Origin of the sequence: Streptococcus mitis (assembly GCF_000722765.2) — a bacterium.
GTDB lineage: Bacteria > Bacillota > Bacilli > Lactobacillales > Streptococcaceae > Streptococcus > Streptococcus mitis_AQ.
This window is the reverse complement of record NZ_CP028415.1, coordinates 265,782-281,183: the sequence shown is the minus strand read 5'-3', so window position 1 is coordinate 281,183 and position 15,402 is coordinate 265,782. Positions and strand designations below refer to the sequence as shown.

Genomic DNA, 15,402 nt, shown 5'->3' with positions numbered 1-15,402 from the left:
TTCTATTTTTTCAAAGCATTATACAAGTTACGGATCGGTTGCTTTAAGGTAGGATGGATAAAATGAGGTGTAATTTCCTGTAAGGACTCAAGGACAAAAAGGCGTTCCGCTATGTAAGGATGAGGCAAGATAAGGTCGTCTGTATAAAGGATCTGGTCCTCCACAAAGAGCAAGTCCAAATCAATCAAACGAGGTCCCCAATGCACTTCTCTCACCCGCCCCATCTCTGACTCAATGGCTAACAAGGTCTCTAATAGCACTGGAGCCGGCAACCATGTTTCTACTTCAACCACTTGATTAGCAAAGATATCCTGCTCCACACCTCCCCAAGGCTCCGTCGTCAAGACACTGGACTCTTTGAGAATATGGATACCTCGATTTCGCATTTTCTCAATGGCTTGCTTCAAGTTGGCTGACTTATCCCCCATATTGCTTCCTAGGGCGATAAAGGCCCGCTGCTTGCGGCGATGAATGGTTACCGAGCAAGTATCTAGTGGCAAATGAACTGGCGCCCAAGGTTTTTTCAGTTCCAGCTGAATTTCTTGGACAAGAGGATAAGCCTCAAAAGTACGTTCCACCAGTTTATAAGCTACCGTTTCAATCAAGTCCTCACTCGTTTCCTGAAACCAAGTCGTCCACTGCTGACACAGTTCTCCATAATGGACAGAAGCTGTCAAATCCAAGTCTGTAGCCGCCTTGGTCATATCATAGGATAGGATAGCTGAAACGACAAACTTTTGCCCCAATTCCTTCTCACTAGGAAAAAGACCATGATAGGCAAAAATTTCCAAATCCTTAATCTGCAGTTGATCCATAATGATTCCTTTCTAGAAAAATCCGCCCAAAGCGGATTCTTTTTATACTCAATGAAAATCAAAGTTCAAACTAGGAAGCTAGCTGCAGGCTGCTCAAAACACTGTTTTGAGGTTGCAGATGGAAGCTGACCTGGTTTGAAGAGATTTTCGAAGAGTATTATAGTCCCATTAAACGATAAGCCTGATCTCGGAGGTCCTTATCTGTTTCAAATAGACCACGAGCTACTGTCGTCAAGGTTGCAGTACCTGGTTTTCTGACACCACGCATGCTCATACACATATGTTCCGCCTCAATGACAACAAAGGCTCCTTTAGCACCTAGATAGTCCATCAAGGCATCAGCTACTTCGATATTCAAACGTTCTTGAATTTGTGGTTTTTTCGAATAAACTTCAACCGTACGGGCTAGCTTAGACAAACCTGCCACACGACCATCTGGAATATAGGCAATATGCGCTCTACCATAAAATGGCAAGAAGTGGTGTTCACACATAGTATGGAAAAAGATATCCTTTTCTACAACCATATTATCGTCGATAATCTCAAAGGATTTTGACAAATGTTCCTCCGCTGTTTGACCAAGCCCTGAAAAAATCTCTTGGTACATACGTGCCACACGAGCAGGCGTTTCCTGCAAGCCCTCACGGTTAGCGTCCTCTCCGACAGCTTCGATAATCATTTTTACAGCTGTTTCAATCTTTTGTGTATCCATTTTCGTTCTTCCTCTCCATCAGATAGGCTCTCACTTGGCTAAAGAAATACAAGGAACCCGTGACAATCCTAACTGTTTGTTTCTCTTCTTTTTTATCTGTCAATTTCTGCTCTAGAAAATCCTGCCAACCTTGGTAGCTGAGATTTCTAGACTTAGCTGCCTCTTTCAACACTCTTTCATCAGTCGCCCGACTGTCGTCAAAATGTGTCAGGGTAAGCTCGGTATCTGGCATGGCCCCCAGCAAGTCCAACATATCCTCCAAGGCCTTGGTTTTGATGCAAGTAAAGAGGATTTCCTTACGATAATCCGCAAAGCGTTCTTGCAAGGTTGCCAATAAAGCCTTAATAGCATGGGGATTGTGGGCCCCATCCAAGATCATCAAGGGGTTCCTTGACATGACCTCCAGACGCCCCGGCCATCTTGTTTCTTCCAGAGCTTGAGCAATCAAGATATTAGCTGGTAGCTCTCGGCCATCCTCCTGACAAAAAGTATCGAGTAAAGCTATGGCCATCCCAGCATTCTCTATCTGGTGCAAACCAAGCAGGCCAGTCTGGAAACGACCTTGTCTGACAACACTTGTATAGTCAAAGACTTGACCTGTAACCACACTCTTTTGATGGCTGACCTGATAATCTGTCCCGTAGGCAAATCTCGGCGCATCTTTCCCTTCCGCAATGCTGTCAATCACAGCCAAAGCTTCTGGAGCAATACTACCTGTAACCAAGGGAATACCTTGTTTGATAATACCAGCTTTCTGCTCTGCTATGGCTTCCAAGGTATCACCAAGTAGGGCTACATGGTCCAGTCCAATAGTCGTGATACCTGTTAAAATGGGTTGGCAGACATTGGTACTATCCAAGAGTCCGCCCATACCCACTTCCATGATGGCCACATCTACTTGCTCTGAGGCAAAGTAATCATAGGCTATGGCTGTGATAATCTCAAACTCGGTTGTCCCCTGTAAATTAGCGGCCGCTTCTCCCTCCAGCAAAGACCGGTAATCCGCCATGAGGGCTTCTAGTCTCGCTTCTAGGATAGATGCCCCATTGATGCTAATCTGGTCTGTATAATGAATGAGATAGGGCGAGCTGAACACCCCAACTCTCAGACCTAGCTTTTCCAGCATATTTTTCAAAAAAGCAATGGTCGAACCCTTGCCATTGGTTCCTCCGATATGGATGACTTTGAGTTTGAGATGGGGATTTCCGCGCAAAGCTAACAGTTCCACCATTCGTTCCAAGCCAAAATGCGGTTGATCCGTCCGGTAGTTAGCAATCCACTGATTGTTTTCAATTTCTTTCATCTTATTTATATTGTTTTAAATCTAAATTTTCCGCTTCATCAGCCAATCGAATGGCTGATGCAATTTCAACTGCCATCTTGTGACTGGCTACGTCATGCACGCGCACCACTTCCACACCCTGTCTCGCAGCGATACTGGTTACATGAGCCGAAGCCGTGTCCCTATTGCGGAAACCAAGTTCTGTCTCAGGATTGACTTCAAAGCCATTTTCTTCAAGGATATTGATGACAAACCGCTTACGCGACACTCCAAGAAAGATTGGATAGCCCTTCTGATGGAGTTTATCCAGATCCCGTAAAAGAAGCAAATTTTCTTTCTTGGTCAGACCAAAGCCGATTCCTGGATCCAACAGGATATTTTCTTGTGCGATTCCAGCTTCGTCCGCTCTCGATAGGGCTCTGTCAAAGAAAGTCTCCATCAAGTCTTCGATTGGCATTTTTTCAAAGTCAGCTAACTCTTCCTCTGTAAAAGCTTGACCAACACCGAAATGAGGGAAGATGAGCGAGCTAGGATGCTGAGGTCGCGCCATGACTGGATTAAACATAATGACTACTTTCGCACCAGCCTTAGCAACCACATGGGCCATTTTCTCATCACCCATAAGACCAGTGATATCATTGACTAGATTGGCACCAGCAGCCAAAGCAGCTTCTGCTACCTGACTCTTCCAAGTATCAATAGAGATGAGGACATCACTTTCCTTGCGAATCGCTTTAATCACTGGAACAACACGCTGGATTTCCTCTTCTATCTCAACATAGCTACTTCCCGGCCGAGTCGATTCTCCGCCGATATCTAGCATACTAGCCCCTTCTGCTATCAATTTACGAGCCTGCTGGAGTGCCTGCTCAAGAGCAAAAAATTGACCACCATCCGAAAAGGAATCTGGGGTTACATTGATAATTCCGCAAATAGCTGTCTTTGCATGATTTACTTTAGTTGACATATCGGTCACTCCCTCAAGGCTTTTCACCATATTATTTCTCTATTTTACCATAAAAAGAAAAAGATGGACACGATTGCATTCATCTTTTTTCCCAATAGAAACAAGTAAGCAATTGTCAAAAATCTTAAACAGAAATCCCTAATGTCCGACTCATGATCACCACAAGAGCCAACAAACAGAAAGCAACCCCATTCACAATCATGTGAAGCAAGATAGACATTTCCAAACGTTGGGTCTTGTAAGCCGTCCAAGACAGAACGATCGACATACCTCCATAAATCAATAAAGAAGGTAAATTACTTGGTTGATGCAATAAAGCAAACACAACCGTACCGACTACAAATCCCAAGTTCTCTTTTCCTCGGAAAATCTTTTTAGGAACAATCCCACGGCACAAGATTTCCTCACAAATCGGAGCAAGTACGGCTAGCAAGAAAAAGCTAGAAATCAAAGAACTATTTTGAACCATATCGTTAATCTGAGACTGGTTCCCTGTTGTCGTCTCATTTGACAGTTGCAACAAGATGGAACCAAGTATATTTGAACAGATAATAACTAAATAACTCAAGCCCAAACGTGCTAGATCCTTAGCTCTAAAAAAAGAAAATTAAAACTTGCTAATTGCGTTTTACGAGCTCCAATAATAAATAGCACCAGAATCACAATCGAAATTCCTGCAACTATCAGTCCTGACTGCAACAGTGGTACTGCATTTAAAGTTAAAATAGCAGTAACCCCTATAGGAATCTGATATAAAATTGTCGCCAGAAAGAAGATTAACAGCCAACCTGCACGATTCAACAATTCTTTCCATATACTTTTCTCTTCCATCATTCATCTCCTTTATATTAAAAAAGGGGGGAAATCCCCCTGGGTTATCCTATTATAGGGCCATGCTGATGTAGTTAAGGATAAACAAGGCATCCAAAATCCAAATCATGACGTGAACATCTTTAGCTTGACCTTTGACAAGCTTAGTCAAAGTGTAAGTCAAGAAACCAACTGCAATCCCTTGAGTGATAGAGTAGCTGAATCCCATAAAGATAGATGTGAAGAAAGCAGGAACCGCTTCAGACATATCGTCCCAATGGATATTTTTCAAGCTAGCCAACATCATAATCCCAACGATAATCAAGATTGGAGCTGTAGCGGCTGTTGGTACGATCGCTAGAAGTGGACTAAAGAAGCTTGAGATCGCAAAACAGATAGCTACAACCAAGGCTGTCAAACCAGTACGTCCACCTGCACCGATACCAGCAGCAGACTCAATATAAGTCGTTACGTTTGAAGTACCTGCGATGGCACCAATTGAAGTACCAATCAAGTCAGAGTAAAGAGCCTTGTCCAACTTAACTGATTGGTGATTTTCACCATTTGTCGCTACGATACCAACTTTTTCACCTGTACCGATCAAGGTACCAATTGTATCAAAAATATCTGTCAATGAGAAGGCAAGAATAGCCATCAGAGTTTCAGGTAAGCGAGCTGTATCTGAAATCAAAGCTCCCAAACCTTCTGAACCAAGAGCTGCACCAAAGACTGTCTTCAAGTCTTCAAAGGCTGCACCAACATGGTTATTAGCAAAATCGATACTAGACAAATCTACCAAACCAACTGCGATAGCAAGAACAGTTGTTGTCAAGATAGAAAGGATAATTCCCCCTTTAATCCCTTTAATAACAAAGAAGATAGTAATGGCAAGTCCTGCAAGAGCCACCAAAACAGCTGGATTATTAAAGCTGACCAAGCCTGGAACCGCTGAAGAGTTTGCCGCAATCGTTGCTTGGGCTTTGTCAGCCCCTTCTCCTACAACAATATAGTTTCCTGGATCAATCGTGAATTTCAAAAGTCCAGCATTCTTAATCCCCACGTAGGCAAGAAAGACACCAATACCAGCTGAAATTGCTGAGCGAAGGGCATTTGGAATCGATTCAATGATCATTTTACGAACATTTGTCAAGGTAATAATCAATGAGATGACCCCACAGATGAAGACCATAGCTAGGGCTTCTTGCCAAGAATAACCGAGCCCAAATACAACTGTAAAGGTAAAGAAGGCATTGAGTCCCATACCTGGTGCTTGGGCGTAAGGTAAGTTAGCGTAGAAGGCCATCATCAAGGTACCAGCAACTGCACCGATAATCGTTGCGAGGAATACACCCTGAGCAGGCATTCCTGTTTGCGAAAGAATTTGTGGGTTTACAAAGAGAATATAGCTCATTGCAAAGAAAGTTGTTAAACCAGCGAGAACCTCTGTACGAACGTCTGTACCGTTCTCTTTTAGTTTAAATAATTTGTCCATTATCAATCTCCTTTTAATTTTTACGAACAATAATAGAATTATATCATTTATCATTCACTTTTTCAATATCTTTGTTTGATTTATTTAAGAATTTGATGAAATTTCTTTTTTGGTTTCGAATCTGATTTTCTGCCTGCTTTCTGTTATAATAGTAGACATCTTATCTGAAAAGACACTAGAAAGGTCCATATGACGAAAAAAATTATTGCAGTTGACCTGGATGGCACCCTGCTCAACTCAGACAGTCAAATTTCTGACTTTACCAAAGAAACCATTAAAAAAGTTGCTGAAAAAGGCCATCAGGTTATTATTACGACAGGTCGCCCTTACCGTATGTCAAAAGATTTTTACCATGAACTAGGCTTAAACACTCCTATGATTAATTTCAACGGCTCCCTTACTCATTTACCAGACCAAGTTTGGGATTTTGAAAAGTGTTTAACTGTAGACAAAAAATATCTGCTAGACATGGTTCGACGTTCAGAGGACATTCAAGCCGATTTTATCGCTGGAGAGTATCGTAAAAAATTCTATATCACAAATCCTAATGAAGAAATTGCCAATCCCAAACTATTTGGTGTAGAAGCTTTCCAGCCTGAAGATCAATTCCAGCCTGAATTGGTGACCAAGGACCCTAACTGTATCCTGTTGCAGACCAGAGCCAGTGACAAATATGCCTTAGCAAAAGAAATGAACGCCTTCTACCAGCATCAACTGTCTATCAATACTTGGGGAGGTCCGCTCAATATCCTTGAGTGTACCCCAAAAGGTGTCAACAAGGCCTTCGCCTTAGACTACTTGCTCAAGGTAATGAACCGTGACAAAAAGGATTTGATTGCTTTTGGAGATGAGCACAATGATACCGAAATGCTCGCTTTTGCTGGGAAAGGTTATGCCATGAAAAATGCCAATCCTGAGCTACTCCCCTATGCAGATGAGCAAATTTCCTTGACAAATGACCAAGACGGGGTTGCCAAAACCATGCAAGACTTATTCTTATAGTCCATACTGATACTCAATGAAAATCAAAGAGCAAACTAGGAAGCTAGCCGTAGGCAGTACTTGAGTACGGCAAGGCGAAGCTGACGTGGTTTGAAGAGATTTTCGAAGAGTATGACCAGCTTGCGGGCTGGTCTTTGTGTTCTTTTCACAGTCTCATCAACCGGTTAATCGATTGTTCTATTTTTCACCTCCAAAACCTTGGAAAAGGCTTTCTTTTGTGATATACTTCACATATAAATACAAGAGAGCTCGTCATACTCGACTCTGTTGACACAAAATCAATCCAGTCCTGTTTCTCCCGCTCTCAGTTAATATCAAGGAGGATAGCTATGAAAGCTGTTGTTGTAAATCCAGAAAGCACTGGTGTTGCTGTTGAAGAAAAAGTACTCCGTCCACTTGAAACTGGAGAAGCACTTGTAGAAATTGAATACTGTGGTGTTTGCCACACTGACCTCCACGTTGCCCATGGTGACTTTGGTCAAGTACCAGGACGTGTTTTAGGACATGAAGGTGTTGGTATCGTTAAAGAAATTGCCCCAGATGTGAAAAGCCTTAAAGTCGGTGACCGCGTCAGCGTTGCTTGGTTCTTTGAAGGATGTGGTACTTGCGAATACTGTACAACTGGCCGTGAAACTCTTTGCCGTACTGTAAAAAATGCTGGCTACTCAGTAGATGGTGGTATGGCTGAACAATGTATTGTAACTGCAGACTATGCTGTCAAAGTTCCTGACGGACTTGATCCAGCCCAAGCTTCTTCTATCACATGTGCTGGTGTAACAACCTATAAAGCTATTAAAGAGGCCAAAGTTGAACCAGGCCAATGGGTTGTCCTTTACGGTGCTGGTGGCCTTGGTAACCTAGCTGTTCAATACGCTAAAAAAGTATTCAATGCTCATGTCATCGCAGTTGATATCAATAACGACAAACTTGCCCTTGCAAAAGAAGTAGGCGCTGACATTGTGATTAACGGCCTAGAAGTTGATGATGTACCAGGACTCATCAAGGAAAAAACTGATGGAGGAGCTCATTCAGCTGTCGTAACTGCTGTATCTAAAGTTGCCTTCAATCAGGCTGTTGACTCCGTTCGTGCCGGTGGTCGCGTCGTCGCTGTTGGTCTTCCTTCTGAAATGATGGAACTCAGCATCGTGAAAACCGTTCTAGATGGAATCCAAGTCATCGGTTCTCTTGTTGGAACTCGTAAAGACTTGGAAGAAGCCTTCCAATTCGGTGCAGAAGGTCTGGTAGTCCCAGTTGTTCAAAAACGTCCAGTAGAAGATGCTGTTGCCATTTTCGACGAAATGGAAAAAGGTCAAATCCAAGGACGTATGGTACTCGACTTCACCCACTAATCTAATAGAAACCTATTTTAAAAAGTTGGAATGCGCTTCCAACTTTTTTATATTAAATTTTTTAATAAGAATTCAAAAAAACTTCTCTAAAACTCAGTATATCAATATTTTCAGATGTAATCTTTTTAATTATTTTATGATAAATAGTTGATTTTTAGATGAAAACGGTTTATACTTAAACAGTCTTAAAGTTTTCTTAAACGAAAACTAAAACAAAAAAGGAGGAATGACAATAATGAGTATCGGAATCATTATTGCGAGCCACGGCGAATTTGCTGCGGGTATTCATCAGTCAGGTTCTATGATCTTTGGTGAACAAGAAAAGGTTCAAGTTGTAACCTTTATGCCAAATGAAGGTCCTGATGATCTATACGCTAAGTTTAATAACGCTGTTGCTGCATTTGACGCAGAAGATGAGGTTCTAGTTTTGGCTGACCTTTGGAGTGGATCTCCATTTAACCAAGCTAGTCGCGTGATGGGAGAAAATCCTGAGCGTAAGTTTGCCATCATCACAGGACTTAACTTACCGATGTTAATTCAAGCCTACACAGAGCGCCTCATGGACGCTGCTGCAGGTGTAGAAAAAGTCGCTGCTAATATCATTAAAGAAGCCAAAGATGGCATCAAAGCTCTTCCAGAAGAGTTAAACCCAGTTGAGGAAGTAGCAAGCGCTGCAGCTGCTCCAGTTGCTCAAGCTGCTATTCCAGAAGGAACTGTTATCGGAGATGGAAAACTCAAGATTAACCTTGCCCGTCTGGACACTCGTCTACTTCACGGTCAGGTTGCAACTGCTTGGACTCCAGATTCAAAAGCAGACCGTATTATCGTTGCTTCAGATAACGTTGCCAACGACGATCTTCGTAAAGAATTGATTAAACAAGCAGCTCCAAATAATGTCAGAGCCAATGTTGTACCAATCCAAAAATTGATTGAGGTTTCAAAAGACCCACGTTTTGGAGAAACACATGCCCTTATCTTGTTTGAAACACCTCAAGATGCCCTTCGTGCAATCGAAGGTGGCGTGCCAATCAAGACCCTTAACGTAGGATCAATGGCTCACTCAACAGGTAAAACAATGGTCAACAACGTTTTGTCTATGGACAAAGATGACGTTGCTACATTTGAAAAAATGCGTGACCTCGGTGTTGAATTTGACGTACGTAAAGTACCAAACGACACTAAAAAAGATTTGTTTGACTTGATTAGCAAAGCCAACGTTCAATAACAAATATCAAACTATAGAAGAATTCTAAGAAAATTTTTCACTTTATTATCATTAAATAGAAAAGGAATAAAACCATGTCAGATATTTCAATTATTTCTGCTGTCTTGGTTGTAGTTGTTGCCTTCCTTGCAGGTCTTGAAGGTATCCTCGACCAATTCCAATTCCATCAACCAATCGTCGCATGTACCCTTATCGGACTTGCAACTGGTAACCTCGAAGCAGGGGTTATGCTTGGTGGATCACTTCAAATGATCGCCCTTGGTTGGGCAAACATCGGAGCTGCCGTAGCTCCTGACGCTGCTCTTGCATCTGTTGCCGCAGCAATCATCTTGATCAAAGGTGGTAACTTTACTACTGAAGGTATCGCCGTTGCAACAGCAACAGCTATCCCTCTTGCCGTAGCTGGACTTTTCTTGACTATGATTGTTCGTACAATCTCAGTTGGTTTGGTTCACACTGCAGATGCTGCTGCTAAAGAAGGAAATATTGCAGCTGTTGAACGTGCTCACTTTATCGCACTTCTTCTTCAAGGTCTTCGTATTGCTATCCCTGCAGCCTTCCTTATCGCTATCCCAGCTTCTGCCGTTCAAGATGCTCTTAAATTGATGCCAGAATGGTTGAACGGTGGTATGGCTGTCGGTGGTGCTATGGTCGTTGCCGTTGGTTACGCTATGGTTATCAACATGATGGCAACTCGTGAAGTATGGCCATTCTTCGCAATCGGTTTTGCACTTGCTGCGATTTCTCAATTGACTTTGATTGCCCTTGGTGTAGTCGGTGTTGCCCTTGCCTTCATCTACCTTAACCTTTCAAAACAAGGTGGTAACGGTGGCGGCGGAGCTGCGACTTCTAACGACCCAATCGGTGATATCCTAGAAGACTACTAGAAAGGGGAACAATCATGACTGAAAAACTTCAATTATCAAAATCAGATCGTAAAAAAGTTTGGTGGCGTTCACAATTCCTTCAAGGTTCTTGGAACTACGAGCGTATGCAAAACTTGGGTTGGGCTTACTCATTGATCCCAGCTATCAAAAAATTGTACACTACTAAAGAAGACCAAGCTGCTGCTCTTGAGCGTCACCTTGAGTTCTTCAACACACACCCATACGTAGCTGCTCCAATCATGGGGGTTACTCTTGCACTTGAAGAAGAACGTGCAAACGGTGTTGAAATTGATGATGCTGCTATCCAAGGGGTTAAAATCGGTATGATGGGACCTCTTGCAGGTATCGGTGACCCAGTATTCTGGTTTACAGTTCGTCCTATCCTTGGAGCTCTTGGTGCATCACTTGCTGCATCTGGTAACTTGGTTGGTCCACTTCTCTTCTTCTTCGGATGGAATGCTATCCGTATGGCCTTCCTATGGTACACACAAGAGTTTGGTTACAAGGCTGGTTCTGAAATCACTAAAGACATGTCTGGTGGTATCTTGAAAGACATCACTAAAGGTGCTTCTATCCTTGGTATGTTCATTCTTGCCGTTCTTGTACAACGTTGGGTATCGATTAACTTTACTGTTAACCTTCCAGGTAAACAACTGGCTGAAGGTGCCTACATCAACTTCCCAGAAGGACCTGTATCAGGTGCTGAATTGAAAGGTATCCTTGGTCAAGCCCTTGGTGGATTGAGCCTAGATAAGATTCAACCACAAACCCTTCAAGGTCAGTTGAACTCATTGATTCCAGGATTGATGGGACTTCTCCTTACTTTCCTTTGCATGTGGTTGCTTAAGAAAAAAGTATCACCAATCTCAATCATCCTTGCACTCTTTGCAGTAGGTATCGCAGCTCGTTTCTTCGGTATCATGTAATCTTGGTGAGAATGTACAAACAAAAAAAGAATCAGGTTTATCACCTGATTCTTTTGGCTCTTTGTCAAATAGTGTTGATGAAGAACCTAATGAAAAAAGAATCCAACAAAAATTGGACTACCTGTCTCCGGTTGAATACCGAAGACGGTAGCCCTAGGGTGTTTTTATTAAATTCTCACTTTTTGGGGTCAGTCCCTAAGCCTGATAGTAATTTCTTGTTCATACTATTCCCCTTTAGTCATTTACTACTTTAAGTTGCATTGCTTTAGCTACTTCTTCTGCCTTTGATCCCTTAGGTGTATGGATTTCTACATCTGGGTTACAGTTATCCACAAAATAGAAGTATTCTGTAATTTCTGTTACACTTGCTGGAATTGTAATAGATTTAATTGATGATGTCCCCCAGAATACTAATATTCCAATACTCTTTGTTCCTTCTGGGAATACAACTGATTCTAATGAACTGTCAGAGTTGAAAACATCATCTTCTACTGTTTCTATTGACTTACCAAAGTGGACATACTTTAACTTATTGTCAATCGCAAACGCACCTTTTCCAATATATCGTACTGTATCTGGTAAAACGATTGCCTCACAATGTTTCAAGTTCGCAAGACCACGTTCTCCAATTGCGATAACAGGTTTACCTTTAATTTCCTTTGGTACACGAACAACCTTATCGTCAGAAGTACAACTATAGATGACATAACCTTCTTGCCATTCATCATATGTGAAGTACTTTTCATCTGTCTCTGGGAAGTCTTTGAAGTTCTTCTCTGTTACTTCAGAGTTATTTGTTGTGTTATTTTTTGTTTCTATTGTAGAAGTACTTGTTGTGGTATTTTGTTTTGACTCCTTAGGTCCGCATCCTACTAAACCTGATAAGAGTACTGCTGCACATAAGCCTGATAATAGTTTCTTGTTCATTATTTCTCCTCCTAATATTTTATGAATATATTAATACTTGTATTGTTATAGGATGTAGATATTCTTGCTAATATCAAATATTTCTATTTAATCTTCCCATAAATATACGCATGTTAATATATTAATATCTTCAAGGATTTATAACTATAGTTCCTTAATTTTCCCACCAGTAAAAAAACGAAAGGCACCACAAGTTATTTATGTGTTTTCTTTAAACGACTCATGTACTTCTGTCGCAACTTCTCACCCGCCTTTAATTGCGGTTGCGATAGATTGAGGACCTAAATATGCATCCCCTGTTATTAGTTCATTTCTATTGTATTCTGATGTTGACCGAAAGTCAAATTTTTACCTTTCATCTAGAACACTAAAGTCTACTTTTGTTCAATTGCTGCAACGACAAGGTCACATGGAATAATATGTTCACTACCTGCCACTTCATGCGTTGATCTTCTTCCACTTTCATCTGATTCACCAAGTTCCATTGTAATAACCTTTACACCAGTTACTTTCCCACTCTCATCACGCAATACTTCTTTAATATTCTCTAAGAAATGGAATGTAACACCTTCATTGTGTGCATCTTTGATTTGTAGTGTAGCTTCTAGTATATTGTTCATATGGTCATCATTCTTTTGTTTTAGGTTTCAGCGCTTTTAATATAATGGATGTTGGCCTTTTTGTATACACTAAAATAGGGTTGGTGGAAAATTTCCATCAACCCTAAAAATTATAGAACCACACAAAACCCTGACCAGAGATGGCCAGGGGTTTGTATTTCAAAAATTATTCTGTAAATTCTATAGTTACTTTTACTTCAGAATCCATTGAAGAAAATATTGTTTTATAATAATTGATTGCAGATTCTTTAATTTCACTCTTAAATTTATCTAAATACTCTGCTTGTCTATCACTAGAAAGTTGGTTAGAGACCAATTTCCCAGTATCAATATCTTCTGTAGTTCCACTTAATAACTCTCCATGACTATCATATAAATCATAAGGATTATCTTTTGAAAGTTCAACACCAATTACTTCCAATTTTGGAACAATAACCTTATATTCTTTTTCGCTTATTTGTTCAACCTTTACACTACTTTTAATTCCAAATTTAGCTTTATAATTTAAAATTACTAATGCTGCTTTTTTAGAGAACGGCACATCAAACCCAAAAACTTGAGTTGTTTTTGTTTCAGAAATAATTTCATTAATTCCCGCATTCAAAAATACAACTTCATTCACTTTTTCAATACTTTCGATATTAATTGACGATTTGACTTCTGATTTATGTTCCTTAGGTAAGAAAAATAGCACTCCAATAGCTATAATAGCTATTAATACCACATTCAATAGTACACTAAACATATTAACTTTCTTCTTTAATATAGACAAGATAAAAAAACCTCATTTTAAATAATCTATCTAAATTTTACACTTTCTAAAGAAAATAGTCAATATTTTTTCGTACTATCTTCTAAAATTAATTGTGCCTATTAAAAATGAAATTAGTTTGTTGCATTTGATTATATTTTTTGAACACCAAATCCATTTAAAATTGAGTGCTATTTTGAGCACTAAAAAAGGGCTCTTTGTCAAATAGTGTTGATGAAGAAATTTAGGAAGGGATTAAACAACTAATTGTTGCTTAATTCCTTTTTGTTTTGGGCCAAACATTTTTGTTATTAAAATAATCCTATTTCTAAAATGGTAATAGTTTCTAAAGCCGTAGGCATTTCTTTTAAGCGCTTTTATTGTTTATTCCTTCAATAGGGCCATTTGTTCTAGTTGGATACTCACAAGTATTTTGAATATATGGCAAGTAAGTCATAAGAGTCTTTAAAACTCTTTTTAAACCAGGAGATAGGTCTAATTGCGTAGCTGCTTCAATCGTTTCCTTGAATTCTATATAATCTCTATCCTGTATACATTCACGAAGTGAATATACAACCTCATAATCATTTTTAAGAGATGGATTTTTTTCTAAGATATAATCTACGATTCCTTTACTTGTTATGAAGCTTTCAAAAAGCTTATAACGATTATATTTATAGTTCTGAAGTTCATTAGAGTTCTTTAAAATTAACTTCCAATAGTATTTTAACTTTCGATATAATTTAGGATTTTTATAACGATGCTGATTCATGATACGTACCCGAGTTCTATTTAATTCTCTATTCAAGGCTTGTACAATGTGAAAAGGATCAATGATAATTTTTGCGTTAGGAAACATTTCTTTTATTAATTGAATGTATGGCAAGTACATATCGATGGAGATAGTTTTCACCTTTAATCTAGTCTTAGGCTCAAAACGATAAAAATATTGTTTCAAACTGTAAGATTTTCTATCTCGTACAACATCGACCAACTTGTGTGTAGTGCTATCAAAAATAATGAAGCTCATATTGCAATCGGAAGATTTAACAGATTTAAATTCATCAAAACACAAATGCTCAGGTAAATCATGTAATGGTTTAATCGTTAATAATCGTGCTGTATCATATATGATACGTCTAACGGTATGAATTGAAACATTTGTTTCTTTGGCAATATATGTTTCAGATACTGTTTCACTTATTTTTGTCTTAATTTCATTTTTTAATCGTTTCGAGATATGACAGTATTTTTCTACAATTCGGCTAGTATCTGCAGTAAATGAAGAACCACATTCTCTACAGAGAAATCTCTGATTTCGTAGATTTAAGTAGGCTGGAAGGCCTGAAACAGAACAGAGAGTGATACGAGAAGTTTTCGTCCCGTTTTTAACTATATTGTTATTTTGGCTAACGCACCCACAAACGGCACAAAATTCTGGTTTATGCGTATATGTAGCTGAATAAAATAAAGATTTTCTATTTTTTAATATCTTCTCTTGAACATTATTATCCCAAATAATGTTTTTATCTTTGATTTGTAGTGTAGCTTCTAGTATATTGTTCATATGGTCATCATTCTTTTGTTTTAGGTTTCAGCGCCTTTAATATAATGGATGTTGGCCTTTTTGTATACAC

Annotated in this window: 13 protein-coding genes and 2 pseudogenes; 5 read left to right on the top strand and 10 right to left on the bottom strand. The window is 39.7% G+C overall.

Features of this window, described 5'->3' with window-relative positions; all coding sequences use genetic code 11:
- Positions 1 to 2: 2 nt before the first annotated feature.
- From folB to SK637_RS01425, 6 genes and pseudogenes are all read right to left on the bottom strand, one after another.
- Positions 3 to 815 (bottom strand): dihydroneopterin aldolase, encoded by an 813-nt coding sequence (folB, locus tag SK637_RS01450; protein WP_033688090.1) that lies wholly within the window; start codon positions 813 to 815, stop codon positions 3 to 5.
- Positions 816 to 972: 157 nt separating this feature from the next.
- Positions 973 to 1,527 (bottom strand): GTP cyclohydrolase I FolE, encoded by a 555-nt coding sequence (gene folE / locus SK637_RS01445; protein ID WP_000380931.1) that lies wholly within the window; start codon positions 1,525 to 1,527, stop codon positions 973 to 975.
- The gene (locus SK637_RS01440) at positions 1,508 to 2,830 is read right to left on the bottom strand and encodes a bifunctional folylpolyglutamate synthase/dihydrofolate synthase (protein WP_033688089.1); all 1,323 of its coding nucleotides are present in this window, start codon (positions 2,828 to 2,830) and stop codon (positions 1,508 to 1,510) included. Before SK637_RS01440 ends, folE begins: the two co-directional genes overlap by 20 nt.
- Position 2,831: 1 nt before the next feature.
- Positions 2,832 to 3,806: a dihydropteroate synthase gene (gene folP, locus SK637_RS01435; protein ID WP_033688088.1), complete on the bottom strand. Its 975-nt coding sequence runs from the start codon at positions 3,804 to 3,806 to the stop codon at positions 2,832 to 2,834.
- 94 nt (positions 3,807 to 3,900) lie between these two features.
- Positions 3,901 to 4,607: pseudogene (locus SK637_RS10270) on the bottom strand (lysostaphin resistance A-like protein).
- A 52-nt stretch (positions 4,608 to 4,659) separates the two neighbouring features.
- Positions 4,660 to 6,078, bottom strand: coding sequence for an NCS2 family permease (locus SK637_RS01425; RefSeq protein WP_033688087.1), 1,419 nt, complete (start codon positions 6,076 to 6,078; stop codon positions 4,660 to 4,662).
- Between the two features lie 189 nt (positions 6,079 to 6,267).
- On the opposite strand from SK637_RS01425, the gene SK637_RS01420 reads away from it, so the two are divergent.
- From SK637_RS01420 to SK637_RS01400, 5 genes are all read left to right on the top strand, one after another.
- Positions 6,268 to 7,080, top strand: a complete 813-nt coding sequence (locus tag SK637_RS01420) for a Cof-type HAD-IIB family hydrolase (protein ID WP_033688086.1) — start codon at positions 6,268 to 6,270, stop codon at positions 7,078 to 7,080.
- A 329-nt stretch (positions 7,081 to 7,409) separates the two neighbouring features.
- The gene (gene adhP, locus SK637_RS01415; protein WP_000649182.1) at positions 7,410 to 8,429 is read left to right on the top strand and encodes an alcohol dehydrogenase AdhP; all 1,020 of its coding nucleotides are present in this window, start codon (positions 7,410 to 7,412) and stop codon (positions 8,427 to 8,429) included.
- A gap of 235 nt (positions 8,430 to 8,664) precedes the next feature.
- Positions 8,665 to 9,654, top strand: a complete 990-nt coding sequence (locus tag SK637_RS01410; protein WP_033688085.1) for a PTS sugar transporter subunit IIB — start codon at positions 8,665 to 8,667, stop codon at positions 9,652 to 9,654.
- Between the two features lie 74 nt (positions 9,655 to 9,728).
- On the top strand, positions 9,729 to 10,541 hold the full coding sequence (locus SK637_RS01405) for a PTS mannose/fructose/sorbose transporter subunit IIC (protein ID WP_001280330.1): 813 nt from the start codon (positions 9,729 to 9,731) through the stop codon (positions 10,539 to 10,541).
- A gap of 14 nt (positions 10,542 to 10,555) precedes the next feature.
- Positions 10,556 to 11,467, top strand: a complete 912-nt coding sequence (locus SK637_RS01400; protein WP_000136858.1) for a PTS system mannose/fructose/sorbose family transporter subunit IID — start codon at positions 10,556 to 10,558, stop codon at positions 11,465 to 11,467.
- A gap of 234 nt (positions 11,468 to 11,701) precedes the next feature.
- Here the strand turns inward: SK637_RS01400 and SK637_RS01395 are convergent, their stop codons facing one another.
- The 4 genes and pseudogenes from SK637_RS01395 to SK637_RS01380 all read right to left on the bottom strand — a co-directional run bounded on the left by SK637_RS01395 (position 11,702) and on the right by SK637_RS01380 (position 15,332).
- Positions 11,702 to 12,394, bottom strand: a complete 693-nt coding sequence (locus SK637_RS01395) for a leucine-rich repeat domain-containing protein (protein WP_080702881.1) — start codon at positions 12,392 to 12,394, stop codon at positions 11,702 to 11,704.
- 374 nt (positions 12,395 to 12,768) lie between these two features.
- On the bottom strand, positions 12,769 to 13,014 hold the full coding sequence (locus tag SK637_RS01390) for a hypothetical protein (RefSeq protein WP_004238875.1): 246 nt from the start codon (positions 13,012 to 13,014) through the stop codon (positions 12,769 to 12,771).
- Between the two features lie 166 nt (positions 13,015 to 13,180).
- Complete coding sequence (locus SK637_RS01385) at positions 13,181 to 13,759, bottom strand: DUF4230 domain-containing protein (protein WP_050489865.1); 579 nt, start codon at positions 13,757 to 13,759, stop codon at positions 13,181 to 13,183.
- 261 nt (positions 13,760 to 14,020) lie between these two features.
- Positions 14,021 to 15,332 (bottom strand): annotated as a pseudogene (locus tag SK637_RS01380) (ISL3 family transposase).
- Between the last annotated feature and the right edge of the window lie 70 nt (positions 15,333 to 15,402).